Genomic DNA, 22,250 nt, shown 5'->3' with positions numbered 1-22,250 from the left:
GTCGCCCGCATCGCGGCATCGGCCCGACGATCTCGGACCGGCCGGCGGACATCCCGCCTCCGCCCGAAGCCCGCTCACTCCGCCGCTCTCCCTCTCGAACAGACGCGGTGCACGACCCGGCCGGCCACCGCCGCGCCCCGTCGGCCGACGCGTCGCCCCTAGGAGTCCTCCCCATGTCGCTGCCCTTCCTCACCCGCCGTCCCACGGTCCCCGCGAAGGACGGCGCGAGCTGGCCCCACGTGGTCATCGTGGGCGGTGGCTTCGCCGGCGCCAACGCCGTACTGGGCCTGCGCGACGCCCGCGTGCGCGTCACCCTCATCGACCGCAACGTCTACAAGACCTTCCAGCCGCTGCTGTACCAGGTGGCGACCGCCGGTCTGAACCCCGGCGACGTCACCATGTTCCTGCGCGGCCTCTCGCTGAAGGTCCCCAACATGCGCTACCGCCAGGGCGAGGTGGTCGGCGTCGATCCGGAGCGGAAGGTCGTCACGCTCAACGAGGGCCAGCGCGGCGATCAGGAGCTCTCCTACGACTACCTGGTGCTCGCCAACGGCGCGACCACCACCTACTTCGGCACCCCCGGCGCCGAGGAGCATGCGATGCCGATGTACACGCGCGCGCAGTCCCTCGCGATCCGTGACCGGATCTTCTCCGAACTCGAGCGTTCCAGCCGCGAGGCCGGCGTCACCCACGACAAGCTCCACGTCTGCATCGTCGGCGGCGGGCCGACGGGCGTGGAGATCGCCGGCGCCCTCGCGGACTTCCGCATGCAGGAGCTGGACATCCTCTATCCCGAGATGGATCCGGGGACCCTGCAGCTCACGGTGCTGCAGCGCGGCGACGAGCTGCTCAAGGAGTTCAGCGACAAGTACCGCCAGTACGCCGCCGACGAGCTGCGCGACCGCGGGGTCGTGCTGCGCCTGGGCCACGGCGTGAGGGAGGTCGGCTACGACCACGTGATCCTCGACGACGGCTCGATCCTCGAGTCCGACATCACCATCTGGGCCGCCGGCGTCGCGATCCCCAAGGCGGTCTCCCGGTGGGGCCTGCCGCAGGACAGGCGCGGCCGCATCGCCGTGGACGACACGCTGCAGGTCAAGGGCATGCCGGGGGTGTACGCCGCCGGCGACGTCGCCGCTCAGGACGAGGCCCTCCCCCAGCTCGCGCAGCCTGCGATCCAGACCGGTGCGGCGGTCGCGAAGTCCATCGCCGCCGACGTGAAGGGCAAGCAGCGCCCGACCTTCACCTACACGAATCTCGGCACCATGGCCACGATCGGCCGCCATGCCGCGATCGCGGAGATCCCCTTCGTGGGCGGGCTCTCCGGATCGCTCGGCTGGGCGGCCTGGCTCGGCGTGCACATCACGAAGATGCTCGGCCACCGCAACCAGCGCGCGGTCGCGATGAACCTCGTCTCGCTGTACGGCGGCACCCGCGGCACCCACCAGCCGAACCCCGTGGTGGGCGAGGTCGACTCGCTGCGTGCGGCACGTCTGTTCGAGGAGCAGGCGCCCCACCGCCGCTTCGGCCTGAACGCCGGGGCGCGGGAGAACCGAGCGGCGGCCGAGGACGCTCCCGGCGCGGCCGACGTCGCCGCCCCTTCCCAGGACTGATCCGGCCCCGCGCGGCTCAGCGCGCGGTGCGGATGAGCTCGACGATCCGGTCGGCGTCGCGGCGCAGGGGGTGCTGCGCCGTCCCGCCGGCGGCGTCGTCGCTCGGTGATGCGGTGCCGCTCGGCGCGGAGACCGTGGCCGGTTCGGGGAGCGGGGCGGCGTAGGCGGCGGCGGTGTGGGCATCGGCGAGGCGCGCGGCGGCGGCCCGGTCCTCGGCAGTGACCTCGGGCGTGCCCTCCGCGATTCGGTCCAGCAGCGCCTCGACGGCGCGGTGCGGGGGCAGCGCCGTGTCCATCGCCAGGCGCGTCGGCGGCCTGCCCCAGGCGCCGGTGAGGCCCAGCCAGCGGATCGCCGTCGAGCGCACCTCGAGCTCGTGGGTCAGCTCCGACCACGCCAGCTCGCCGGCGGCGCGGCGCAGCCGCTCGGCCTCGAGCGCGGAGAGAGAGCCGTCGCTAGCCGCACCGGGCCCTGCGCCCCCGGCGAGCGCCGCCCAGCGCTCCTCGCGGGAGCGGATCCGTCGGCGCCGGATCACCAGCACCACGGCGGCTGCGGTGGCGGCCAGGAGCGCGCCGAGGCCGAGCACGCTCACGGTGCCCCACTCGATGCGCTGGACCGTCTGGGGTGAGGGGCCCTGCTCGGCGGTCTCGTCCTCCTCGGTGCTCGCGCTGCTCTGCTCCTCGGTGGTGCCCTCCTCGCTGCTCGCGCTCTCCTCATCGGCGGTAGGGGTGTCGGAGGTCGTCTCGGGGGTCTCGACGTCCTCCTCGCTCGCGGAGAGGTCGGTGAGCTCGGGGGTGCGCACGCCGTTGTTCGCGGCGGCGGGGGTGGGCTCGAACTGGACCCAGCCGTGCTCGGGGCCGAACCACACCTCGGGCCAGGCATGGGCGTTGCGGGCGCTGACGGTGCGCTCGTCCCCGTCGGCGTCCCCGGCGGTGAAGCCGATGACGACACGGGTGGGATACCCCTGCGCGGTCATCATCAGCGCGAAGGTCGAGGCGAACTGCTCGCAGTAGCCGATGCGGTCCTCGAGGAAGGACTCCAGCGGCTCCTCCCCCGGCGGGGTGTTCACAGTGAGGGAGTATGCGAAGGCGGTGCGGAAGTAGTCCTGGAAGGCGACGGCCGCGTCGAAGCCGTTCTCCGCCCCGGCGTCCTGGACGAGCTGCTCGGCGAGGTCGGCCGCGACCTGCGGCACCTCGGCGCGGTCGGTGTAGCCGGTGTCGAAGGGGGCGCTCGCCGCGGCAGGCGTGACGGCGCGGAGCTGCTCGGGGGTGGAGGAGCGCGGCTCGGAGAGCACGGTGTACTGCTGCCCGGTCAGTCCCTCGGGGACGAACTCGAGCGCCGCCTCCCCGTCGACCGGCCGCAGGGTGAGCGCACGCTCCAGCGCCGGGGTCGGGGAGCTCACCTCGCGCACGTTCTCCGGCATCGGCAGCCGGTCCCCGCCCAGGCTCATCACCTGGACGTCCGTCTCCTCGAGATCGCCCGTGCCGCCGCTGACCGCCCTGCCGTCGTCGCGGGCGTCGGAGAAGGAGGATACGAGGTCCGGCTCCTCCCCGTCGCCGGCGTGGAAGGTCTCCCCGTCGAAGCGGTTCAGGGTGCGCAGGCGCAGGTAGGAGGGGTCCTCGGCGGTGGTGGTGTACCGCAGCACCTCGGTGTCGGACTGCTCGAGCAGGGAGCGGCGCACCGAGACGTCGTCGTCGATCATGACGGGGCCGAGCTGCGGAGTGTCGGGGTCCTTCCAGCGGTTCAGCACGTCGACGTTCAGCGCGATCCGCGGCGGGACCAGCTGGGGCAGGGCCGCGCCGAGCACGGGGGCGCCGGCGGCGACGAGCGCGACGCACAGCACCGCGGCGCCGAGGGTGCGGCCCGGTGCGGGGACGGGGCCGGCCTGCGGGCGGCGGTCCCCCTCGAGATAGCGGGGATCGCCGTGGACGGTGCGGACGGCGAGGACGGCGGCGCCGGCGGCGACCGGCGCGGCCACCTGCCACCACGCCCCGCCCGAGGGCTGCTGCAGCGCGGGCACGAGCACGGTGCCCATCAGCAGCAGGGCGGTGGGGGTGTGCCAGCCGAGGTCGAGATACAGCAGGTCCAGCAGCAGGGCGAGCAGCGCGACGAGCACGACGATGATCACCGTCCCGGGCCCGCCGAGCACCAGCGGCGGCAGGCCGGAGGCGAGTTCCTGAACGCCGAGCCGCAGCACCTCGAGCTGGGAGGCGAGGACCGCGACCGGCCCGTCGGACCACGGGGCGAGCCCCTGTGCCGTCTCGACGACGAGCATCAGCACGAGGATCAGGACCAGCTGGAGCAGCGGCACCAGCGCGGTCCGGGAGAGCAGGTGCCGCAGCACGATCCCGCCGAGGATCACGGGGGCGGCGCCGGTCAGGGTCAGCACCAGCCAGGACGCGCCGGCCAGCAGCTGGGAGGTGGGCGCGGCGGCGAGCAGCAGCGCGACCAGGAGCAGCAGGGCGCGGCCGGTGAGGTGGGGGCCCTCGAGGGAGGGGCGGCCCATCAGCGGGCTCATCGCGGGTCCTCCACGGCGGTGGTGAGCAGGTCGTCGAGGGTGTCGGCGGAGGAGCCGCGCACGAGGGCCCAGGTGCCCAGGCGCGAACGGCGCGGCGGTCGCTTGGCGCGCGCGGCGGCAAGCTGCTCGGCGTGCTGCTCGTGGGCGTGGCCGAAGTCGTCGCCGTCGGCAGGGCCGATGCGGCGGGCACGACGGGGCGTCTCGGGCTCCTCCTCGGGCAGCGCCGCGTCCAGCGCGATCGCGGTGCGGCGCGTGGCGCGGCCGGCGAAGCGGTCCAGCTCGAGGCCCGCGAAGGGCTCACCCAGGTCGGCGCCGAGCGCGATCGCGAGCTCGGCATGGCCGGCGGCGTGGTCGCGGCCCACTCCGTGCTGCTCGTCGTCGTCGAAGTCGACCTCGGCGAGCGCGAGGAGGGAGGCGCGGCGCTCGAGCGCGTCGGCCTCGCCCCCCAGCAGGGACGGGCCGGGGACGCCGCGTCGGCGCTGGGCGCGGGTGATCTCGTCGCCCGAGGCGTCCACGATCCGCACCTCCCAGCCGTTGCGGCCCAGGGAGTCCAGCACGGTCGCGGCATGGGAGACGAGCGCCTCCTCGACCTGCCCCTCGAGCCCGTCCCGCCGGGTGGTGTCCAGCACGACCACGGCGCTGCGGCCCGCGGTCGGCTCGTCCTCGCGGGTCATCAGCGTGCCGGTGCGGGCGCTGGCCCGCCAGTGGATGCGGCGGATGTCGTCGCCGGTGGCGTAGGGGCGGGCGATCGGTCCGATCTCCCCCACGCCCGCGACGGGCGCCGCGCCGGCCACGGCGCTGTCGGCGATGCCGGTCGAGCGCTCCGCCGCGGTCGACATCTCGGCGACCACGGGCAGGCCGGTGATCCGCAGCCCGTCCTCGACGGTGCGGCGGAGGTGGAACAGCCCGAACACGTCGCGCACCAGGATCGAGTACGGGCCCAGCGCATGGCCGCCGCGCCGGCTCACGTGCAGCACGTGCGGCATGCGCCTCGCCAGCGGCAGGTCGCCCTGGCCCCCGAGCTCCTCCGGGAGGTGCTCGCGCACCACCCCGCGGCCGAGCGGCACGACGGTGATCCACGGGCGGTCCTGCATCTCGAGCATCACGCGGGCGGAGCCGCCGACGGGCACCGCGTCGTCCACGACCCGGCGCCGCGGGGAGATGCCGCGGCCGGCGACGAGGATCCCGATCGCGCCGACAGCGAGGACCAGCACGAGGCCGGCGGCGAGCTGCCGGGCGGGCTCGATGCGGGTGAGGTCGCCCAGCAGCCACAGCGCCGCGCAGGCCACGAGCACGACGACGCCCCGCCCGGTGGGGCGGAGGATCGTGCGTGCGCGGCCCCTCACGTCTGCGGGGTGCTGCGCAGGACATGGTCCACGAGCTCCCCGGCGCTCGCGCCGCGGGAGAGCGCCTGCGGGGTCAGGTGGAGCCGGTGGCGCCAGACGGGGAAGATGACGTCGGCGATGTCCTGCGGGGTGACGAAGGTGCGGGCGGCGAGCGCGGCGTTCGCCTTCGCCGCGCGCACCAGATGCACGGCCGCGCGGGGCGAGGCGCCGAGGGTGACCTGGGGGTGGGAGCGGGTCGCCTCCGCCAGGCGCACCACGTACTGCAGGATCACGGGCGAGGCGTAGACGCTGCGCACCGCCCGCACCTGGGCGGCGATCCGCTCGGGGCTGGTGCGTCGGCGGACCGCGTCGACCACCTCCCGGTCCCCCTCGGCCACGGGCCCGGCCTGCGCCTCGAGCATCCGCGCCTCGGCGGAGGCGACGGGATAGCCCATCGAGGTCTGGGCGAGGAAGCGGTCGCGCTGCGCCTCGGGGAGGCGGTAGGTGCCCTCCATCTCGACGGGGTTGGCGGTCGCGACGACCATGAACGGCTCGGCGAGCGCGTAGGTGGTGCCGTCGACGCTGACCTGCCGCTCCTCCATCGCCTCGAGCAGCGCGGACTGGGTCTTCGGGGAGGCGCGGTTGATCTCGTCGGCCAGCAGGATCTGCGTGAACACGGCGCCGGGGCGGAACTCGAACTCCCCGCTGGCCTGGTTGAACACGCTCGCACCGGTCACGTCTCCGGGCAGCAGGTCGGGGGTGAACTGGATGCGGTGGCGGTCCGCGCCGAGCGCGGCGGAAAGGGACTTGGCGAGCATCGTCTTGCCGACGCCGGGGATGTCCTCGATCAGCAGGTGCCCGCCGGCCAGGAGCACCAGCACCGCGATCCGGGCCACTTCCTCCTTGCCCTCGACGACGGTCGCGATCTCTCTCACCACCGCGGAGGCGTCCTCGGCGATCTGGTGGGCCCGCTGCTCCGACAGGACCTCGGGCGGCTCGCTCCCCTGCAGGTCAGGGGCGGTTCCGGCACCGGATTCTTCCAGGATCATCACAGGCTCCTCCGATGCGCACCCCAGCGGTGTTCATGAAAAGTTTGCCGGGGGATGAATTCGTTGAGGTCCCCCGAGGCGCCGTCGCCTCCTACAGTATGGCTGGTCCTCCCCGTACACCCGAAGGGTTCCGATGTCTGTCCGCCGTACCGTCGCCCAGTCCTCTGCCGGGCTGCTGCTGCTTGCGGCGTTCGCTGTCGGGCCGACTGCTGTGTATGCCGCGCCGGGCGGTCCGTCCGACGGAGGTGGCGATCCGCCCGAACAGACCGAGTGCCCGCCGGACGCGATCCCGCAGGCGTTCGTCAGCCCGACCTCCCCGAAGGTCGGGGAAATGGTCACGATCACGGGTCAGTGCTTCCCGGAGCGCGGGGCGATCAAGCTCGACGTAATTGGGCCTGATAATGCCCCAACGCCAGTTGACGTTTCCACCGATGGATTCGGCTCAGTCAGTGGCACCTTCGAACCCGAGGTCGGCGGAGTGCACAGATTCATCTTCACTTACGAGGGCTCTGGGGCGCAGCCTGCAGACGGCTCGTTCACCGTCGAGGGAGCCCCGCCGGGGACTGGCGGTGGCGGCGACAACGGTGAGGGCGAAGACGACGGGGATGAAGGCTCCGACGAGGACGAGGGCGGCAGCGGCGACAATCCCGATGAAGGCGAAGACTCCGAGGAGTCCGGCGACGATGAGCAGGGCGGTGAGGGCTCGGACTCGGGCGACGAAGGCCAGGAGCAGGGCGGCGACGACCAGAACTCGGACGACGACGAGGTCGTCGACGGCGGCGGCTCCGACACCGGTGGCTCCGGCTCCGACGACGAGACGAATCAGGACTCCGTGAACAGCGACGAGTCCGGCAACGTTGAGGGCTCCGAGGAGGAGCAGCAGGGCGGCGACACCGCCGCGTCCGGCTTCCCCACCAAGCCCTTCCCTGGCGACGAGGAGGACGGCGAGACCTCGGCGTCCTCCGCGAACGACAGTGCCGCGAGCGGCAGCAACGCGCCCGCGCAGCCGCCGGTCGCGCCCGGCTCGGCGACCAACGATTTCCCGGCCGCCCAGCAGGAGGCGACCGCTGACCAGAAGCAGTCGGCCGCGCTCGCGGTGCTGATGACCAAGCTGTTCGCAGGCGGGGTCTCCACCGGCTCGGTCGGCACGACTCCCGAGCAGGCCCGCACCGTGATCGACCCGTCGGCCGACGCCTCCGAGATCGAGGTGCCCGCAGGCTCCGACAACGGCGGCTCGAGCGACGACGGCTCGGGCTCCGAGTCCTCCGACGGCGATGCGCTCGCCGCGACCGGATCGAACATGCTGGTCCCCGCCGGGATCGCGGCCGCCGCGATCCTCCTCGGCGCTGGGCTGAAGATCCACCAGATCCGCCGCGGACTCTGACCCGTCGGCGGGCACCGACCCGCACCGCCCCACGGTGACTGCTCGGCCGCCGGGCCGAGTCCCTCGACGACGCAGGTTTTGTGGCCTGGAGGACCGATGTCGGCCCCCGCATGAGTCGTGGGCTCACAAAAGGTGCGCTCCGCACCGGTCGGGTCGAGCGGCGCGGAGCCCGGCGGCAGTCGGAACGCCGGATGCGGTGACCCGCGCCCGCCGGGGCGATGGTGCGCCGGAGCCCGCGTCAGGCGGTGGCGCCGCGGCGAGTCTGCAGCGCGATGAGCACGCCGATCAGCAGCGCGCCGACCACGAGCGCGAGCCCGCCCACGGCGACCGCGCCGCTGACGCCGAGCAGCGCGCCGAGCCAACCGATCGTGATCCCGTTGCCGGTGCGCATGCCGCTGCCGATCATCGAGTAGACGCCGACGACGCGGCCGCGCTGGTCCTCCGGGGCGCGCAGCTGCACGAGGGCCTGCCCGATCGCGGTCGCGGCGAGGTTCGCGACGCCGCCGATCACCAGCGCGATCAGCGCGATCGGATAGCTGGTCGTGGTCGCGACGATCAGCGAGGTCAGCCCGAACATCACCGCCGCGATCACCGCACCGCGCACGTCGACCTTCAGGATCCCGGTGGCCTCGAGCAGGAAGCCGCCCACCACTCCCCCGATCCCGTTGGCGAACAGGAGCGCGCCGTAGCCGAGGCCGCCCTCGTCCCCGGCGCCGAGCACCTGGGCGAAGTTCGGCATCGCCACCTGCAGCGACGCGCCGACGCACACCGCGATCAGGCCGGCGAGCGCGATCATGCCCACCAGCACCTTGTCGCTGCCGACGGTGCGCAGCACCCGCGGGGTGTCCAGGATCGAGATCCGCTCGCGGCGCACGAAGCCGCTGCGGGAGTGGCCGGTGAACGGGGTGCGCAGCATCAGCAGCGTCATCGGCAGGTAGAAGACGATGTTGGCGAGGATCCCCCACGTCGGCCCCAGGAGCAGCAGCAGGAGCGAGCCGACGACGGGGCCCGCGAGCACGCCGAGGGACTTGAACGTCGCGTTCAGCCGCACGGCGCTCGGCAGCTCGGCGGGCTCGGCGAAGTCGTGCAGCATCAGCTGCTCGGCCGGACCCCACAGCGCACCGGCGCAGCCGTGCAGCACCAGCAGCACGCAGGCGCTCCACATCTCCAGCGTGCCCGTCAGGAACAGCAGGCCCCAGCTCAGGGACACGAACGCGAACAGGCCCTGGGCGATCTGGATGATGCGTCGGCAGTCGTACTTCTCCGCGAGCCCGCCGAACAGCACCGAGAACAGCAGGAACGGCAGCCAGTGGCTGATCACCTGGAAGCCCACCAGCCACGGCGAGGCGAACACCTCCCACAGCACCCAGTAGGTGATGACGTGCTCGATGTTGTCGCCCATCATCGACAGGCCGGCGGTCATCAGGTACGGGCGGGAGTAGCGGTCGCGGAGCGGGCCGAAGCGGCGCAGGGTCGGCGTGGCCGTGGGGATCGACCTTCTTCGTGGATCTCGTGGGCGGGACAGGCTTGTCGTGCGGAGCCCGTCTGCGCCGGAGAGGCGCTGGTCAGAGGGCCGGGGTCGGGCTCAGCCTACGGTCGGCCGCCGACGGCGGACAAGGGCGGCCCGGCAGGAGAGACTTCGCAGACAGGGCCGCGTCACTCGGCCCTGGATAACTCTTAAGGTGGTCTGCCACGGTCAACCATCCAACTTTAAGAGTTTTCCTTGGATCGCCGAGCAGTCCGAGCGTGCACCCTTCACCCCGGCCCAGCAGGGCCTGCCGTCGGCCGCCGCCGCATCCGCTGATCATCGGCGATTCTCCTGTCGTCGGTTCGCGTCCCCCGTACTGCTACGTCAGCCCCTCACGGCTCCAGCAGCACCGCGAACAGCTCGAGGGTCTGCTGCAGCTGGATCGAGGGCTCGAGCAGCCACTGGATCTGCAGGCCGTCCGAGGCGGCCACGATCAGGGCCGCCATCTGCTCGGGGTCGACGTCGCCCCGCACACGGCCCGCGGCCTGGTCCTCGCGCAGCCGGGTCGCGAGGCCCCCGCGCACGTTCTCGAACCGGGCGGTGAAGAACTCCTTCGCCGGTCCCCGCTCGCTCTCGAGCGAGGTCGCCACCAGCGTCGAGTAGAGCTGGACGAGTCCCGGCACCTCGAGGTTCGCCAGCGCGGCATTGGCCATCACCTCGACGGCGAGCTCGTCGTCGAGGGCGGTGGGACCTTCCCGCTCGAGACGGTCGAGGTCGCGTCGGCGCTCGGCGTGCTCGTAGACGGCGACCAGCAGCTCCTCGCGGGAGGAGAAGTAGTGCAGCAGCGCGCCGTGGGAGACGCCGATGGCCTCGGCGATCCGGCGCAGCGAGGTGCCGTCGGCCCCGCGGTCGCGGAACACCTCGATCGCGCGGTCGAGGATCTCCTGCCTCCGCGCGATGCCCTTGGAGTAGGAGCCTTGACGGCCGATGCCGCGGGCCCGCGGCGCTCCGGCGGCCGACGGACCGGCCGGTCCGGCGGCGTCGTCGGCAGGGGTCGCGGGATCCCCGGCGGGGCTCGAGGCGGAGCTCGCGGCTGGGTTCGCGGGGTCCTCGGCGGGCTCGTCGTCGGTGCTCATGGCGCCACAGTATGCGCCGTCGGACGCCGATCCCAGACAAAACCTCCAACTGGTGGGATCCGGTGTTACGCTGTCGTCCACGCACCGCCCCATCCCTCGCGCGCCGCGGGCCGGCGAGTGCGACCCGCCCTCTGACGACGACGTACCGAAAGCAGGTCACCCGTGGCATTGCCCCTCGCCTCCGTCCAGCTGTACACGCTGGCCGCGGAGTTCTCCGCAGACATGAACGGCTCCCTCGACAAGCTCGCCGGCATCGGCCTGAAGAACGTCGAGGCCTTCGACTTCGTGCGCCGCCCGAAGGAGATCCGCGTGGCACTGGATGCCTCCGGCCTCGCCTCCCCCACCGGTCACGCCCCGCTGCTCTCCGACGAGCTGTGGACCCCGGACGGCTCCATCCCCACCCCCTCCAACGAGGTCGTGTTCGAGGCCGCCGCCGAGATCGGCATGAAGACCGTCATCGACCCGATGGTCCCCACCGAGCGCTGGCTCACCGAGGACGGCGTGAAGGACATCGCCGAGCGCCTCAACGCCGCCTCCGAGAAGGCCAAGGAGTTCGGCCTCGCGGTCGGCTACCACAACCACGCCCAGGAGTTCCTCGCGGACTTCGACGGCCAGACCGCCTACCAGCGCTTCCTGTCGCTGGTCGATCCGTCGGTCGAGATCGAGCTGGACCTGTACTGGGCCCTCGTCGGCGGCCAGGACGTCGTCGCGCTGGTGCAGGAGCTCGGCGACCGCCTCGTCGCGATCCACGTCAAGGACGGCGTCAAGCCCGAGTCCAACCCCTTCGCTCCCGGCGCCCCGAAGTTCAGCTCCTCGAGCCTGGACCAGCGCCACGCCGGCCAGGGCGAGGTGCCCACCGTCGAGGCGATGAAGGCCGCGACGAACGTCAAGTACGCCGTCATCGAGTACGACAACGCCCCCGGCGACGTCTTCGCGGACGTCGAGAACAGCTACCGCTTCCTGATCGACGGAGGACTCGCAGCATGAGCACCCCTTTCAACGGCCCCGTGGGCGTCGGCTTCATCGGCACCGGAGTCATCTCCGACCAGTACCTGACGAACCTCACCACCTTCCCCGACCTCGAGGTCCTGATCCTCGGCGATCTCAACACCGAGGTCGCCGCGGCCCAGGCCGAGAAGTACGGCATCCCCGCCTCCGGCACCGCGCAGGACGTGCTGGACCACCCGGGCGTGCAGGTCGTCGTGAACCTGACCATCCCCGCCGTGCACACGGAGATCTCGTCGCAGGCGATCGCCGCGGGCAAGCACGTGTGGACCGAGAAGCCGCTGGGCCTGGACCGCGAGTCCACCGCCGCGCTGCTCAAGCAGGCCGACGAGGCCGGGCTGCGCATCGGCTGCGCCCCCGACACCGTGCTCGGCGCCGGCGTCCAGACCGCCAAGCGCGCGATCCTCGACGGCCTCATCGGCCGCCCGCTGTTCGCGCAGACCTCCATGCAGTGGCAGGGCCCGGAGGTCTTCCACCCCAACCCCGCCTTCCTGTTCGCCAAGGGCGCGGGCCCGCTGCTCGACATCGGCCCGTACTACTTCACCACCCTGGTGAGCCTCTTCGGCACCGTCGAGAAGGTCGCCGCGATGGGGCTGAAGGCGCAGGAGGAGCGCGAGATCCTGGTCGGCCCGAACAAGGGGCAGAAGTTCCCCGTCGAGCCGCCGTCGACCATCTCCGTGCTCACCCAGTTCGAGGGCGGCCAGACCGGCACCTCGCTGGTCAGCTTCGACTCGCCGCTGGCTCGTCAGGGCATCGTCGAGATCCACGGCACCGAGGGCTCGCTCTCGATCCCCGACCCGAACATGTTCGAGGGCCGCATCGCCTACGTGCGCCCCTTCGAGTCCTTCGGCGAGGCGCCGCCCGAGCAGGAGTGGATCGAGATCCAGCAGGAGGGCCCGGTCACCGGCCGTGGCCTGGGCCTGCTGGACATGGTCCGCGCCATCCAGGACGGTCGCCCGCACGTGGCGAGCGGCGAGGTGGGCTACCACGTGCTGGACATCATGCTCTCCGCGGAGGAGTCGGCCGAGCGCGGCGAGTTCGTCACCGTCGAGTCGTCGGTGGACACCGTGCCGGTGCTGCCCGAAGGCTTCGACCCGCTGGCGAAGACTCTCTGAACAGGGCTTCCGCAGGATCCTGACCCGCCGGGGCCGGTGCGAGCGATCGCATCGGCCTCGGCGGGTTGTTGCGTGGGTGGGGTGGGGGCAGGACGGGACGGCGCGGGGTGCGGGCTGGACGGGGCAGACCGGGCAACACGCGATCGAGATCTGAGTTTGTGACGGTATGAGGCCCAATACCGTCACATCGCCACGCCTCGGCGGCGGGAAGCGACGTCGTGGACCCGGCCGGCGCGGTGCCGGTGAGCTTTCGTGGCCGTGAGGACTCATCTGCGGGCTCGCATGAGTCGCCGCAGGCACAAAACTTTCGGCCCGAGCGAGGTCCTGCATGACGCGCCGTCGCAGGTCGGCCGGTCAGCAGACATGGGCTTTCGAGCACGCCCTTCGCCCATGTTCGCTATCCCTTCGTCGTGGATCTGTCCACCGGCCTGCCCGCGGTCGGGCCGCGTCGGCTCGGCGTCGGACCGCTCCCCTAGCCTGGACGCCATGACGTCCCCGCAGCCTGCCGTCTCGCCCGACACCCCGCCGAGCGCCGCCCTGCACTCGACAGATGAGGGCAAATCTGCGCACGCCGGGGGCGAGGACGTCTCGCGCCGGGTCGACCTCGTGATGGAGGGCGGCGGGGTCAAGGGCATCGCCCTGGCCGGGGCGATCGAGGTGCTCGAGGAGCGCGGCCACCGGGTGCACCGGGTGGCGGGGTCGTCGGCCGGGGCGATCGCGGGGGCGCTCGCGGCGTCGGGGATCGACGGGCCCACGATGGTGGAGATCCTCCGCGCCACCGACTACCGGCGCTTCGAGGACGGGCCGTGGTGGACCCGCACCCTGCCTGGCAAGGCGCTCTCGATCCTGCTGCACAACGGCATCCATCGCGGCACCTTCCTCACCCGGTGGCTCGAGGAGCAGCTCGCCGAGCACGCCCCGGCAGGCGGCACCGGCACCTTCGGCGACCTCGTCATCGACGATCCCGAGGTGGGCGTGAGCAGGGACGATCCGCGCCGTCACCGCCTGGTGGTCACCGCCTCGGACCTCTCGGCCGGGAAGCTGCGACTGCTGCCTCGCGACGCGGCCGAGTTCGGGCGCGACCCGGAGCGTCTGCGGATCGCGGAGGCGGTGCGGGTCTCGTCCTCGATCCCGCTGTTCTTCCGGCCGGTGCGATGGAAGTCCCCCGCGGGCGGCATTGCGGTGCTGGTGGACGGCGGGATGCTCTCGAACTTCCCGGTCTCCGTGTTCGATCGGCCGGGCGGCGAGCCGCCGCGCTGGCCCACCTTCGGCATCAAGCTCTCGGCCAAGCCGGAGGCGGACTTCGGCCAGCGCAACCGGATCCGCGGCCCGCTCTCCTTCGGGAAGGCGGTGGTGGACACGGTCACCGGGTTCTACGACCGGATGCACATCGACGCCCAGCATGCGGTGGAGCGGACCATCTTCATCGACACCGCGGCGGTGCGCCCCACCCAGTTCGACCTCTCCGACGAGGACCGCGACCTGCTGTACCGCAAGGGGCGCAAGGCCGCGACGGAGTTCCTCGACGGTGACGAGCGCGGGCAGGAGCCGTGGGACTTCCGGCGGTACGTGGAGCGGCACAGGAGCGGGCTGGCCCGCCCAGGGGGAAGCTGACGCCGGTGAGGTCCTCGGAGAGGCTCCACAGGCTGCGGGCCATCTGGGTGTCCTCCCGGCTCCGCGACCGTACGGTCGGACGCTCTCGACCTGGGCTACCTGGCGCCGGAACGCCGCAGGTCAGCGGCGCGCGACGGGCGGAGGACCTCCGCGCCGGTCCGCCGACCATGGCCGGTGCTGCCGCGCCGTCCCTAGGCTGTGGCCAGCACCACCAGATCCGTCTCGCACCCCGCCGCACAGCGCGCCGGGGCGGGGCTCCGCCCCGATCATCGGCGCGGCGTGGTGGGAGCGACTGCTGAGAAGGGAGCATCCCGTGACCACCTCTCGACCCCCCGGGGAACCGTCCGTCGCCGATCTCGTGGACCGATTGTCGGAGCAGACCGCACGGCTGGTGCGGGACGAGCTGAAGCTCGCCCGCGCCGAGTACACCGAGAAGGCCAAGCAGGGCGGGACCGCCGCCGGGCTGTTCGGCGCGGGCGCGATCCTCGCCTGGTTCGGCGTCGGCACGCTCCTGGCCACGCTGATCCTGGTCCTGGCTCTGTTCCTGCCGGCCTGGGCCGCGGCATTGATCGTCACCGTCGCCGTGTTCATCGCCGCGGGGATCGCCGCGCTGCTCGGCAAGAAGAAAGCCGAGGGCCTCACCCCCGCGCCGGAGCGCACGGTCGAGACCGTGCGCCGCGACGCCCGAGAGATCAAGGAGCGGATCTGACATGTCCCACTCAGCTGCCACGCCCGGCCAGGACGAGAACATCCGCGTGAACCCCGGCGCCGGCGAACCCCGCGAACCGGCCGACGACGCGAGCCCCGACGAGATCGAGGCCGACATCGCGCGCACCCGCCGCGATCTGGGCGAGACGGTCGAGGCCCTCTCCGACAAGCTCGACCCGAAGGCGCAGGCCGATGAGCAGATCAGCCGGCTCACGCACCGCGCCCGTGAGCAGGTCGACCACGCCCGCGAGAGCGCACTGTCCACGCTCTCCCACGCGCGGCACACAGCCGCCGACCCGCACAGCCCCGTCCCGGCGCTGCTCGCCGCGGTCGCCGGCGCCGCGGTCCTCGCCGGCGTCGGCCTGCTGATCACCCGCCGGCGCTGACCCGGCCCCTCCCGGCCGGGCCCGCCACACTGCACTGCACTGCGCGAAGGAGCACCTCATGGCCCATCGGAAACCCACCAGCACGTCCGCGAAGATCCTCTACCGGCCCGTCGGCCTGGTGAGCGGGATCCTCAGCGGCGCCCTCTCCGGGGTGCTGTTCAAGCAGCTCTGGAAGGTCGCCTCTCCCTCACGGTCGAAGGACACCCCCAAGGCGCTCGAGTCCGAGTTCCCGCTGCGGGAGATCCTCATCGCCGCCGCGCTCCAGGGCGCGATCTACGCGACGGTCAAGGCGCTCGTGGACCGCGGCGGAGCCCGAGCCTTCGAGAAGACGTTCGGGGAGTGGCCCGGCGACTGACCCGTCCGGAGACACCACCGGACCGATCGACCAGGAGACGAGGAACCGACATGACCAGCACACCGATGCACCACCCTGATGACGAGGCGCGCCCCCACCCGGAGGACCAGAGGGAGGAGAGCTCGTCGACGGACGAGATCGAGGACCTCGTCGACGAGCGCACCAAGAGGCTTTCCCGCGAGGAGGCCGAGCAGCACGACGGCATCATCGAGGCGCAGCAGGACGAGATCGATGCGGAGGAGCGGACCGAGCCGGGAAGCGGCTACGGGCACTGACCCGTCGGTCGCCCCGGGGCCGTCGGGCCGGCCGGGGGTCCGCGCCGCCTGAGCCCGACGCTGCGGGTCCAGGCGGCGAGGCCCCTCTGAGCGGTCGCGGAAGACCCGGGACGGACCAGGCCGGCAGTGCGTACTGTGGGTGCATCTCCGCCCCCCTCACCGGCAAGGTTCCTCGATGTCCTCCGTGCTGCGACTGTCCCGGCCGGCGCTCGCGCTCGGTGCGCTCCTGATCATCGTGACGGTCTCGCTGGGCCGCGGGATCGATGTCTTCTATCTGCTGGGGGTCGCGCTCGTCGTGCTGGGCCTGGTCGGCCAGTTCCTCCAGACCCGCCTCCAGCGCCCCTCGCAGGAGCAGGACCCGGTGCCGGTCGCGGTGCCGGTGTGCGGGCGGTGGCGCGGCCTGAACTCCCCCGCCTCATCGGTCCCGTCTCACACCCATCATCTCGCGCAGACCTACGCCCTGGACATCACCCACGAGCCCGAGGGCGCCTCGCCCCGGGCCCTGGATCCGTTCTGGGCGCCGATGCGTCGGCCCGAGGGGTTCCCGTCCTTCGGGCAGGAGGTGCTCGCCCCGTTCGACGGGGAGGTGATCGCTGTGCACGGCACCAGCCGCGACCATCTCAGCCGCCTCTCCCTGCCCGGCATCGCGTACCTGCTGCTCGAGGGATTCGTGCGCAGCCTCGGCTCGCCGCGGCACCTGCTGGGCAACCACGTCATGGTGGGCGCGGCCGGGAGCGGGGAGGCCCCCGACGACAACGGGGCTGACGTCCCTGCCGGGACGGTCGCGGTGCTCGCCCATCTCCGGCGCGGCTCCCCCACGGTGCGGGCGGGTGAGCGGGTGCGGGCCGGTCAGGTGCTCGGGCAGTGCGGTAACTCCGGCAACTCCTCCGACCCGCACGTCCACGTCCAGCTCATGGACGGTCCCGACATCACCACCGCGAAGGGTGTGCCGTTCCTCTGGCGCTATCTCGACGAGGAGGGCGCGGTGCGGACCGGGGTGCCCGCGAACGAGGAGCTGTTCACCGCAGTCGCGGAGGAGGCCGCCCGCTGACACCGGCACGGTGCCCGTCGGTCCCGGCTCAGCGGGCGACGACTCCCAGATGAGCGGCGAGCGCCTCGGCCTGGTCCCTCACGACGAAGCCGGTCGCCTCGATCTTCGCGAGGTCCAGCACCGAGCTGCGGGGGCGCGGCGCGATGGTGCCGTCGCCCTCGGCCCTCCCCTGGGCGGCGTAGTACTCGGCCGTCGGCACCGGGGTGACGCGCTCCGGATCATGGCCGGTCAGCGCGAACACCTGGCGCGCGATCCCGGCCCAGCTCGTCGGCTCCCCGCCGGCGCTGAGGTTGTACACCCCCGGCTCGGGCCGCACGGCGAGCAGGTGCTCGATCGCGGCAGCGAGGTCGTCCGTGAAGGTCAGCCGGCCGATCTGGTCGTCGACCACGGAGGGGTCGATGCCGCGCTCGGCGAGGCTCGCCATGGTCGCGACGAAGTTCTTACCCTCCCCCACCACCCAGCTAGTGCGCAGCACGTAGTGCTCCGGCAGGGTTGCGACGAGCCGGTCGCCGGCGGCCTTGGTCTGCCCGTAGACGCCGAGCGGGGTCAGCGGCTCCGGGTCGTCGTGGACCTTCGCGGTGCCGTCGAAGACGTAGTCGCTCGAGACGTGCACGAGGGCGGCGCGCTGGGCGCGGGCGGCCTCGACGAGCCGGGCGACGCCGTCGACGTTCACGGCCCAGGCCTCGGCCCGGCCCTCCGGCGTCTCGGCGGCGTCGACGGCGGTGTGCGCGGCGGCGTTGACGATAGTGCCGTAGGGGCGGAAGTCGAAGGCGGCGACCGACTCCGCCGAGGCGAGGTCCAGGCGATCGCGGCCGACGAGGTCCACGTCGGCCCGCCCCTGCCAGCGCGCGGCGAGCGCGCGCCCCAGCTGACCGTTCGCGCCGACGACGAGGGTGCGGCGCGGCGGGACCGGGGCGACGTCCGCCAGGCGCGGGTGGTTCAGGTCCTTCTCCGAGAGCTCCGCCTCCGCGAGCGGGATCGGCCAGGGGATCGCGACGGTCTCGTCGGCGAGGTTCAGGAAGGTGTACTGCGACTGCGCGGCGGCGGACCAATGATCATTGACCAGGTAGGTGTAGGCCGAGGGCGCATCGAGGGTCTGGAAGGCGTTGCCCACCCCGCGGGGCACGAAGATCGCGACCTCCGGGGTGATCTCGTGCCAGAACACGGCGCCGAACGAGTCGCCCTCGCGCAGGTCCACCCAGGCGCCGAACACCCGACCGGTCGCCACGGAGATGTACTTGTCCCAGGGCTCGGCGTGGATGCCGCGGGTGACGCCGGGGGCCTGGTTGAAGGAGATGTTGTTCTGGACGGGCCCGAAGTCCGGCAGCCCGGCGGCGAGCATCTTCTCGCGCTGCCAGTTCTCCTTGAACCAGCCTCGCGCATCCCCGTGGACGGGCAGGTCCACGACGAGCAGGCCGGGGATCGGGGTCTCGTGGACGACGGGCAGCGCGGTCACTGGCCCACCTGCGCGTACTTCGCCTCGGTCGCGGCCTTCTGCGGGCGCCACCAGGCCTCGTTCTCCCGATACCAGTCGACGGTCGCGGCGAGGCCGGCGGCGAAGTCCGGGTAGGCCGGGGCCCAGCCGAGCTCCTCGCGCAGCTTGGTGGAGTCGATCGCGTAGCGCAGGTCGTGGCCGGGACGGTCGGTGACGTGGTCGAAGTCGTCGGCCTCCCTCCCCATCAGCTGCAGCAGCATCTGCACGACCTCGAGGTTGTTCCTCTCCCCGTCGGCGCCGATCAGATAGGTCTCCCCGATCCGGCCCTTCTCCAAGATCGTCAGGACCGCGGAGGAGTGGTCGTCGGCGTGGATCCAGTCGCGCACGTTCTCGCCCTTCCCGTAGAGGCGGGGGCGGATCCCATCGATCAGGTTCGTGATCTGGCGGGGGATGAACTTCTCCACGTGCTGGCGGGGGCCGTAGTTGTTCGAGCAGTTCGAGAGCGTGGCCTGCACCCCGAAGGAGCGCACCCAGGCGCGGACCAGCAGGTCACTGCCGGCCTTGGTGGCGGAGTAGGGGCTGGAGGGGTTGTACGGGGTGGTCTCGGTGAACCGCTCGGGATCGTCCAGCGCGAGATCGCCGTAGACCTCGTCGGTCGAGATGTGGTGGTAGCGGGTGCCGTGCCTCCGCGCCGCCTCGAGCAGGGTGAAGGTGCCGGTGAGGTTGGTCTGCAGGAACGGGGACGGGTCCGCCAGGGAGTTGTCGTTGTGGGACTCGGCCGCGTAGTGCACGATCGCATCGCCCTCACCGGTCAGCGGCGCGACGAGCTGCTCGACCAGCGCCGCATCGGCGACATCGCCCTCGACCAGGCGCACCCGGTCCTCGGGAAGCCCCGCGAGGGTGGCGGCGGAGCCGGCGTAGGTGAGCTTGTCCAGGACGGTCACGCGCGCGTCCGTGTGGGCGAGGACGTGGTGGACGAAATTGCTGCCGATGAAGCCGGCACCGCCGGTGACGAGCAGGTGGGGGGACATCAGCGGGAACCTCCGGGGGTCGTCTCACGGTCGAGGACGTCGAGCAGGTAGCGGCCGTAGCCGGACTTCACCAGCGGCTGCGCCCGCTCTCGCAGCTCCTCGTCGGAGAGGTGGCCCATCCGCCAGGCGACCTCCTCGGGGGAGCCGATGGACAGGCCCTGCCGCTTCTGGACGGTGGCGATGAACTCGCCGGCCGCGGCGAGGTCGTCGAAGGTGCCGGTGTCGAGCCAGGCGGTGCCGCGGGTGAGCACCTCGACCTGCAGCTGCCCGTCCTCGAGGTAGCCGCGGTTGAGGTCCGTGATCTCCAGCTCGCCGCGGGCCGAGGGCCGCAGTGACTTCGCCCGCTCGACGACGGTGTGGTCGTAGAAGTACAGGCCCGGCACGGCGAGGTTCGAGCGGGGCGCGGCGGGCTTCTCCTCGAGGGAGAGCGCACGGCCGTCCTCGCCCATCTCCACCACGCCGTAGGAGCGCGGGTCGCTCACCCAGTAGCCGAACACGGCGGCGCCGTCGACCTCCGCGTAGCGGCGCAGCTGGGTGCCCATGCCCTGGCCGTAGAAGAGGTTGTCGCCGAGGATCAGCGCGCAGCGCTGCCCGTCCAGGAACTCCTCCCCCAGCACGAACGCCTGCGCGAGGCCGTCCGGGGAGGGCTGGACGGTGTACTCCAGCTCGATCCCGAAGCGGGAGCCGTCGCCGAGGACGCGCTGGAACGCGTCCCGGTCCTCGGGGGTGGTGATGATCAGGATCTCCCGGATCCCCGCGAGCATCAGCGTGCTCAGCGGGTAGTAGATCATCGGCTTGTCGTAGACGGGCATCAGCTGCTTGGAGACGCCGAGGGTGAGCGGGTGCAGCCGGGAGCCCGTGCCGCCCGCGAGGATGATTCCGCGCATGTGCCCATTCTGGCAGGCGAGAGGTGGAATCCTTCGTCCGTTCCGCGGGATGTGGCCGACACGGCAGGCGGCGCGGCCGACCGGCGCCGACGCCTTCGAGGACGTCGTGCGGGCGCCCCCGAGGACGGAGGTCCGACGCCTCCGTGGGCCCCGTGCGGGCGCCCCGCCGGGGCATCGGCCGGGGGATTCCCCCACCCCGGTCCGTGCAGGTCGTCCGGTCGTTCCGGTCCCCGCGGCGTCCTACGCTGGCCTCCATGACCTTCGCCGGCCTCCTCGCCTTCCTCGGCCTCGCCGTGGTGACGATGGACGTGCTCGGCGGGGTGCTCGCCATGGGGATGCTGCTGCGCGGCGGCACGATGCGGCACCTGCTGGCCTTCGCCGCGGGGTATGTCGCGGTCGTGGTCGCGGCGACGCTGGTGCTGCACCCGCTGCTGACCCTGCTGGGACGCTGGCTGCATCCCGTGCTGGAGTCGAACGACGCGATCGGCGCAGTCGAGGCGGTCGTGGGCCTGGCGCTGATCGGGTTCGGCGTGCACCAGTTCCGCGCCGCGTCGCAGCCGCCCGGACCGCACGGGCCGCTCGAGGAGAGGGCCGCGCCGAAGCGCCTGGCCACCGTCCCGCTGGTCCTCGGCGGGGTGGCCTTCGCCGGGACCGCGCTGGCCGATCCGTCGTTCACGATCGCCGTGGGGATGGCGTCCCAGGAGCAGCACCTCACGCTGCGGATCGCGCTGCTGGTGGTGTGGAACCTCGTCTACCAGCTGCCGCTGGCGACGGTGATCGTCGCCGCCGCCGTCGGCCGCCACGAGCAGATCGTGGCGCGGGTGCTCGAGATCTTCTCGCCGCGCCGGCGCATGCTGCGGACGGTGCTCGCGGCCGTGCTCGTCCTGGCCGGCCTCGCCGTGCTGGCCGACGGAGCGGTCGCCCTGCTGGGCGGGCACGTGCCCTGGCTGCGCCAGCTGATCATGCTGCGGTGAGCGAGGCCGGGCGCTCGGCAGCGGTGCCGCCGCGGACGACGCCCCGCCCCGCCCGGTCTCACCGCCGCGCGAACAGCCCCAGCGCGTCCCAGGCGACCCAGCCGCCCTCGGCGAGCTCGAGCTCGATGACGTTCTGCCCCTCCTGCAGCGCGGCGGCCGGGACGGGCAGCTCGAGCAGGGCGCGGCGCAGCGCCGTGCCGGGCACGGTCGCGTCGCCCTCGCGGGAGCCGCGGGTCGCACCGATCGGCAGCTCGAGATCGGTGACGTGCTCGCCGTTCGCCGCGATGCGCAGCACGCCGCCGAGGCGGGTGGTGTCCACGAGCCAGAGGGCCAGGTCGTGGTCCTCGCTCGGCGCGCCCTCGAGCGTCACGGTCCAGCGGGCGCGGTAGGCCCTGTTCCCCGCCCAGGCGTCCCCCGGGCCGGGCAGCAGGTAGGGCCAGGCCTCGCCGGGTGCGTCGGTCCCGTCCGCGTACTCGATCAGCGCGTCGGGGAACCGCCCGGGGATCTGCGCGTAGGAGGCGGGGGCGAGGAGGTGCTCGAGGGTGCGGCCGTCGAAGTCCCCGATGGTCGCCACCGGGGCCCCGGTCGCGGTGACCGAGGGCTCGGAGTCGGCGGTGACCGGGGCGGAGGGCTCGCCCCGCTCCCCCGCGTCGGTGACGGCGAGGACCGCGTAGGTCCAGGTCTCGCCGGCGACGTCCAGGCCGGTGTGCCGGAAGCGGGGGTAGACGGTCTTGGCCAGCAGCGCGGACTCGTCGGCCGTGTCGGGGGCCGTCCCGCCGGGAAGGCCGTAGATGCGGTAGTGGTCGATCAGCGGGTCGAAGCCGAGCGAGTCCCAGGTCAGGGAGATCGCGACGAGGGCGGGCTCGGCGGCGAGGCCGGTGACGACGGCGGGGCGCGGGCTCATGGCGGTGCTCCTTCGTCCGG

The 22,250-nt window shown here is 72.6% G+C and carries 20 protein-coding genes; 11 read left to right on the top strand and 9 right to left on the bottom strand.

The window, feature by feature from the left end; all coding sequences use genetic code 11:
• Positions 1-173: 173 nt before the first annotated feature.
• Positions 174-1,613 carry an NAD(P)/FAD-dependent oxidoreductase gene (locus A4A78_RS05160; RefSeq protein ID WP_062947288.1) on the top strand — a complete coding sequence of 480 codons (1,440 nt, stop codon included), beginning with the start codon at positions 174-176 and terminating at the stop codon, positions 1,611-1,613.
• Between the two features lie 16 nt (positions 1,614-1,629).
• Here A4A78_RS05160 and A4A78_RS05155 read toward each other — a convergent pair whose 3' ends face one another.
• The 3 genes from A4A78_RS05155 to A4A78_RS05145 are packed head-to-tail and all read right to left on the bottom strand — an operon-like array spanning position 1,630 to position 6,502.
• Complete coding sequence (locus tag A4A78_RS05155; protein WP_062947287.1) at positions 1,630-4,128, bottom strand: DUF3488 and transglutaminase-like domain-containing protein; 2,499 nt, start codon at positions 4,126-4,128, stop codon at positions 1,630-1,632.
• Positions 4,125-5,474 (bottom strand): DUF58 domain-containing protein, encoded by a 1,350-nt coding sequence (locus A4A78_RS05150; protein WP_062947286.1) that lies wholly within the window; start codon positions 5,472-5,474, stop codon positions 4,125-4,127. Before A4A78_RS05150 ends, A4A78_RS05155 begins: the two co-directional genes overlap by 4 nt.
• Positions 5,471-6,502: a MoxR family ATPase gene (locus tag A4A78_RS05145; RefSeq protein ID WP_156488557.1), complete on the bottom strand. Its 1,032-nt coding sequence runs from the start codon at positions 6,500-6,502 to the stop codon at positions 5,471-5,473. The genes A4A78_RS05150 and A4A78_RS05145 overlap by 4 nt, the downstream gene beginning before the upstream one ends.
• Positions 6,503-6,980: 478 nt before the next feature.
• On the opposite strand from A4A78_RS05145, the gene A4A78_RS05140 reads away from it, so the two are divergent.
• Positions 6,981-7,886 (top strand): hypothetical protein, encoded by a 906-nt coding sequence (locus tag A4A78_RS05140; protein ID WP_062947285.1) that lies wholly within the window; start codon positions 6,981-6,983, stop codon positions 7,884-7,886.
• Between the two features lie 238 nt (positions 7,887-8,124).
• On the opposite strand, the gene A4A78_RS05135 is transcribed toward A4A78_RS05140, so the two are convergent.
• Together A4A78_RS05135 and A4A78_RS05130 are read right to left on the bottom strand one after the other, a co-directional pair.
• Positions 8,125-9,357, bottom strand: a complete 1,233-nt coding sequence (locus A4A78_RS05135; RefSeq protein WP_255360969.1) for an MFS transporter — start codon at positions 9,355-9,357, stop codon at positions 8,125-8,127.
• 389 nt (positions 9,358-9,746) lie between these two features.
• Positions 9,747-10,490, bottom strand: coding sequence for a TetR/AcrR family transcriptional regulator (locus A4A78_RS05130; protein ID WP_231880846.1), 744 nt, complete (start codon positions 10,488-10,490; stop codon positions 9,747-9,749).
• Positions 10,491-10,652: 162 nt separating this feature from the next.
• Here A4A78_RS05130 and A4A78_RS05125 point away from each other — a divergent pair, with 162 nt between their 5' ends.
• The 8 genes from A4A78_RS05125 to A4A78_RS05090 all read left to right on the top strand — a co-directional run bounded on the left by A4A78_RS05125 (position 10,653) and on the right by A4A78_RS05090 (position 16,999).
• Complete coding sequence (locus A4A78_RS05125; protein ID WP_062947283.1) at positions 10,653-11,477, top strand: sugar phosphate isomerase/epimerase; 825 nt, start codon at positions 10,653-10,655, stop codon at positions 11,475-11,477.
• On the top strand, positions 11,474-12,610 hold the full coding sequence (locus tag A4A78_RS05120; protein ID WP_062947282.1) for a Gfo/Idh/MocA family protein: 1,137 nt from the start codon (positions 11,474-11,476) through the stop codon (positions 12,608-12,610). The genes A4A78_RS05125 and A4A78_RS05120 overlap by 4 nt, the downstream gene beginning before the upstream one ends.
• A 486-nt stretch (positions 12,611-13,096) precedes the next feature.
• The gene (locus A4A78_RS05115; protein ID WP_231880845.1) at positions 13,097-14,224 is read left to right on the top strand and encodes a patatin-like phospholipase family protein; all 1,128 of its coding nucleotides are present in this window, start codon (positions 13,097-13,099) and stop codon (positions 14,222-14,224) included.
• Positions 14,225-14,537: 313 nt separating this feature from the next.
• Positions 14,538-14,933: a phage holin family protein gene (locus tag A4A78_RS05110; RefSeq protein WP_062947281.1), complete on the top strand. Its 396-nt coding sequence runs from the start codon at positions 14,538-14,540 to the stop codon at positions 14,931-14,933.
• Position 14,934: 1 nt separating this feature from the next.
• Complete coding sequence (locus tag A4A78_RS05105) at positions 14,935-15,318, top strand: DUF3618 domain-containing protein (RefSeq protein ID WP_062947280.1); 384 nt, start codon at positions 14,935-14,937, stop codon at positions 15,316-15,318.
• 58 nt (positions 15,319-15,376) lie between these two features.
• Positions 15,377-15,673 (top strand): DUF4235 domain-containing protein, encoded by a 297-nt coding sequence (locus A4A78_RS05100; protein ID WP_010549391.1) that lies wholly within the window; start codon positions 15,377-15,379, stop codon positions 15,671-15,673.
• A 50-nt stretch (positions 15,674-15,723) separates the two neighbouring features.
• Complete coding sequence (locus A4A78_RS05095; RefSeq protein WP_062947279.1) at positions 15,724-15,948, top strand: hypothetical protein; 225 nt, start codon at positions 15,724-15,726, stop codon at positions 15,946-15,948.
• A 175-nt stretch (positions 15,949-16,123) separates the two neighbouring features.
• Entirely contained in the window at positions 16,124-16,999 is an 876-nt protein-coding gene (locus tag A4A78_RS05090) for a M23 family metallopeptidase (protein ID WP_082835192.1), read from the top strand.
• 28 nt (positions 17,000-17,027) lie between these two features.
• Here the strand turns inward: A4A78_RS05090 and A4A78_RS05085 are convergent, their stop codons facing one another.
• Genes A4A78_RS05085 through rfbA form a run of 3 tightly spaced genes read right to left on the bottom strand, consistent with a single transcriptional unit; the run spans position 17,028 to position 20,352 of the window.
• On the bottom strand, positions 17,028-18,455 hold the full coding sequence (locus A4A78_RS05085) for a bifunctional dTDP-4-dehydrorhamnose 3,5-epimerase family protein/NAD(P)-dependent oxidoreductase (protein ID WP_062947278.1): 1,428 nt from the start codon (positions 18,453-18,455) through the stop codon (positions 17,028-17,030).
• Positions 18,452-19,465, bottom strand: a complete 1,014-nt coding sequence (gene rfbB, locus A4A78_RS05080) for a dTDP-glucose 4,6-dehydratase (protein WP_062947277.1) — start codon at positions 19,463-19,465, stop codon at positions 18,452-18,454. Before rfbB ends, A4A78_RS05085 begins: the two co-directional genes overlap by 4 nt.
• On the bottom strand, positions 19,465-20,352 hold the full coding sequence (gene rfbA / locus A4A78_RS05075; protein WP_062947276.1) for a glucose-1-phosphate thymidylyltransferase RfbA: 888 nt from the start codon (positions 20,350-20,352) through the stop codon (positions 19,465-19,467). The genes rfbB and rfbA overlap by 1 nt, the downstream gene beginning before the upstream one ends.
• 254 nt (positions 20,353-20,606) lie before the next feature.
• Here rfbA and A4A78_RS05070 point away from each other — a divergent pair, with 254 nt between their 5' ends.
• Positions 20,607-21,326, top strand: coding sequence for a GAP family protein (locus tag A4A78_RS05070; RefSeq protein ID WP_062947275.1), 720 nt, complete (start codon positions 20,607-20,609; stop codon positions 21,324-21,326).
• A 58-nt stretch (positions 21,327-21,384) separates the two neighbouring features.
• On the opposite strand, the gene A4A78_RS05065 is transcribed toward A4A78_RS05070, so the two are convergent.
• The gene (locus A4A78_RS05065) at positions 21,385-22,230 is read right to left on the bottom strand and encodes a polysaccharide lyase family protein (RefSeq protein ID WP_062947274.1); all 846 of its coding nucleotides are present in this window, start codon (positions 22,228-22,230) and stop codon (positions 21,385-21,387) included.
• Between the last annotated feature and the right edge of the window lie 20 nt (positions 22,231-22,250).

The sequence above is a fragment of the Brachybacterium sp. sponge genome (assembly GCF_001613775.1).
Classification (GTDB): Bacteria; Actinomycetota; Actinomycetes; order Actinomycetales; family Dermabacteraceae; genus Brachybacterium; species Brachybacterium conglomeratum.
Note: the sequence above shows the minus strand (reverse complement) of the source record. Positions and strands in the feature narration are given on the sequence as shown.

Coding starts and splice junctions, on each gene's coding strand:
- A4A78_RS05155 (WP_062947287.1), bottom strand. CDS start 4,128: ATGAGCCCGCTGATGGGCCGCCCCTCCCTCGAGGGCCCCCACCTCACC.
- A4A78_RS05090 (WP_082835192.1), top strand. CDS start 16,124: ATGTCCTCCGTGCTGCGACTGTCCCGGCCGGCGCTCGCGCTCGGTGCG.
- rfbB (WP_062947277.1), bottom strand. CDS start 19,465: ATGTCCCCCCACCTGCTCGTCACCGGCGGTGCCGGCTTCATCGGCAGC.
- A4A78_RS05070 (WP_062947275.1), top strand. CDS start 20,607: ATGACCTTCGCCGGCCTCCTCGCCTTCCTCGGCCTCGCCGTGGTGACG.
- rfbA (WP_062947276.1), bottom strand. CDS start 20,352: ATGCGCGGAATCATCCTCGCGGGCGGCACGGGCTCCCGGCTGCACCCG.
- A4A78_RS05100 (WP_010549391.1), top strand. CDS start 15,377: ATGGCCCATCGGAAACCCACCAGCACGTCCGCGAAGATCCTCTACCGG.
- A4A78_RS05145 (WP_156488557.1), bottom strand. CDS start 6,502: ATGATCCTGGAAGAATCCGGTGCCGGAACCGCCCCTGACCTGCAGGGG.
- A4A78_RS05130 (WP_231880846.1), bottom strand. CDS start 10,490: ATGAGCACCGACGACGAGCCCGCCGAGGACCCCGCGAACCCAGCCGCG.
- A4A78_RS05095 (WP_062947279.1), top strand. CDS start 15,724: ATGACCAGCACACCGATGCACCACCCTGATGACGAGGCGCGCCCCCAC.
- A4A78_RS05120 (WP_062947282.1), top strand. CDS start 11,474: ATGAGCACCCCTTTCAACGGCCCCGTGGGCGTCGGCTTCATCGGCACC.
- A4A78_RS05065 (WP_062947274.1), bottom strand. CDS start 22,230: ATGAGCCCGCGCCCCGCCGTCGTCACCGGCCTCGCCGCCGAGCCCGCC.
- A4A78_RS05115 (WP_231880845.1), top strand. CDS start 13,097: ATGACGTCCCCGCAGCCTGCCGTCTCGCCCGACACCCCGCCGAGCGCC.
- A4A78_RS05105 (WP_062947280.1), top strand. CDS start 14,935: ATGTCCCACTCAGCTGCCACGCCCGGCCAGGACGAGAACATCCGCGTG.
- A4A78_RS05160 (WP_062947288.1), top strand. CDS start 174: ATGTCGCTGCCCTTCCTCACCCGCCGTCCCACGGTCCCCGCGAAGGAC.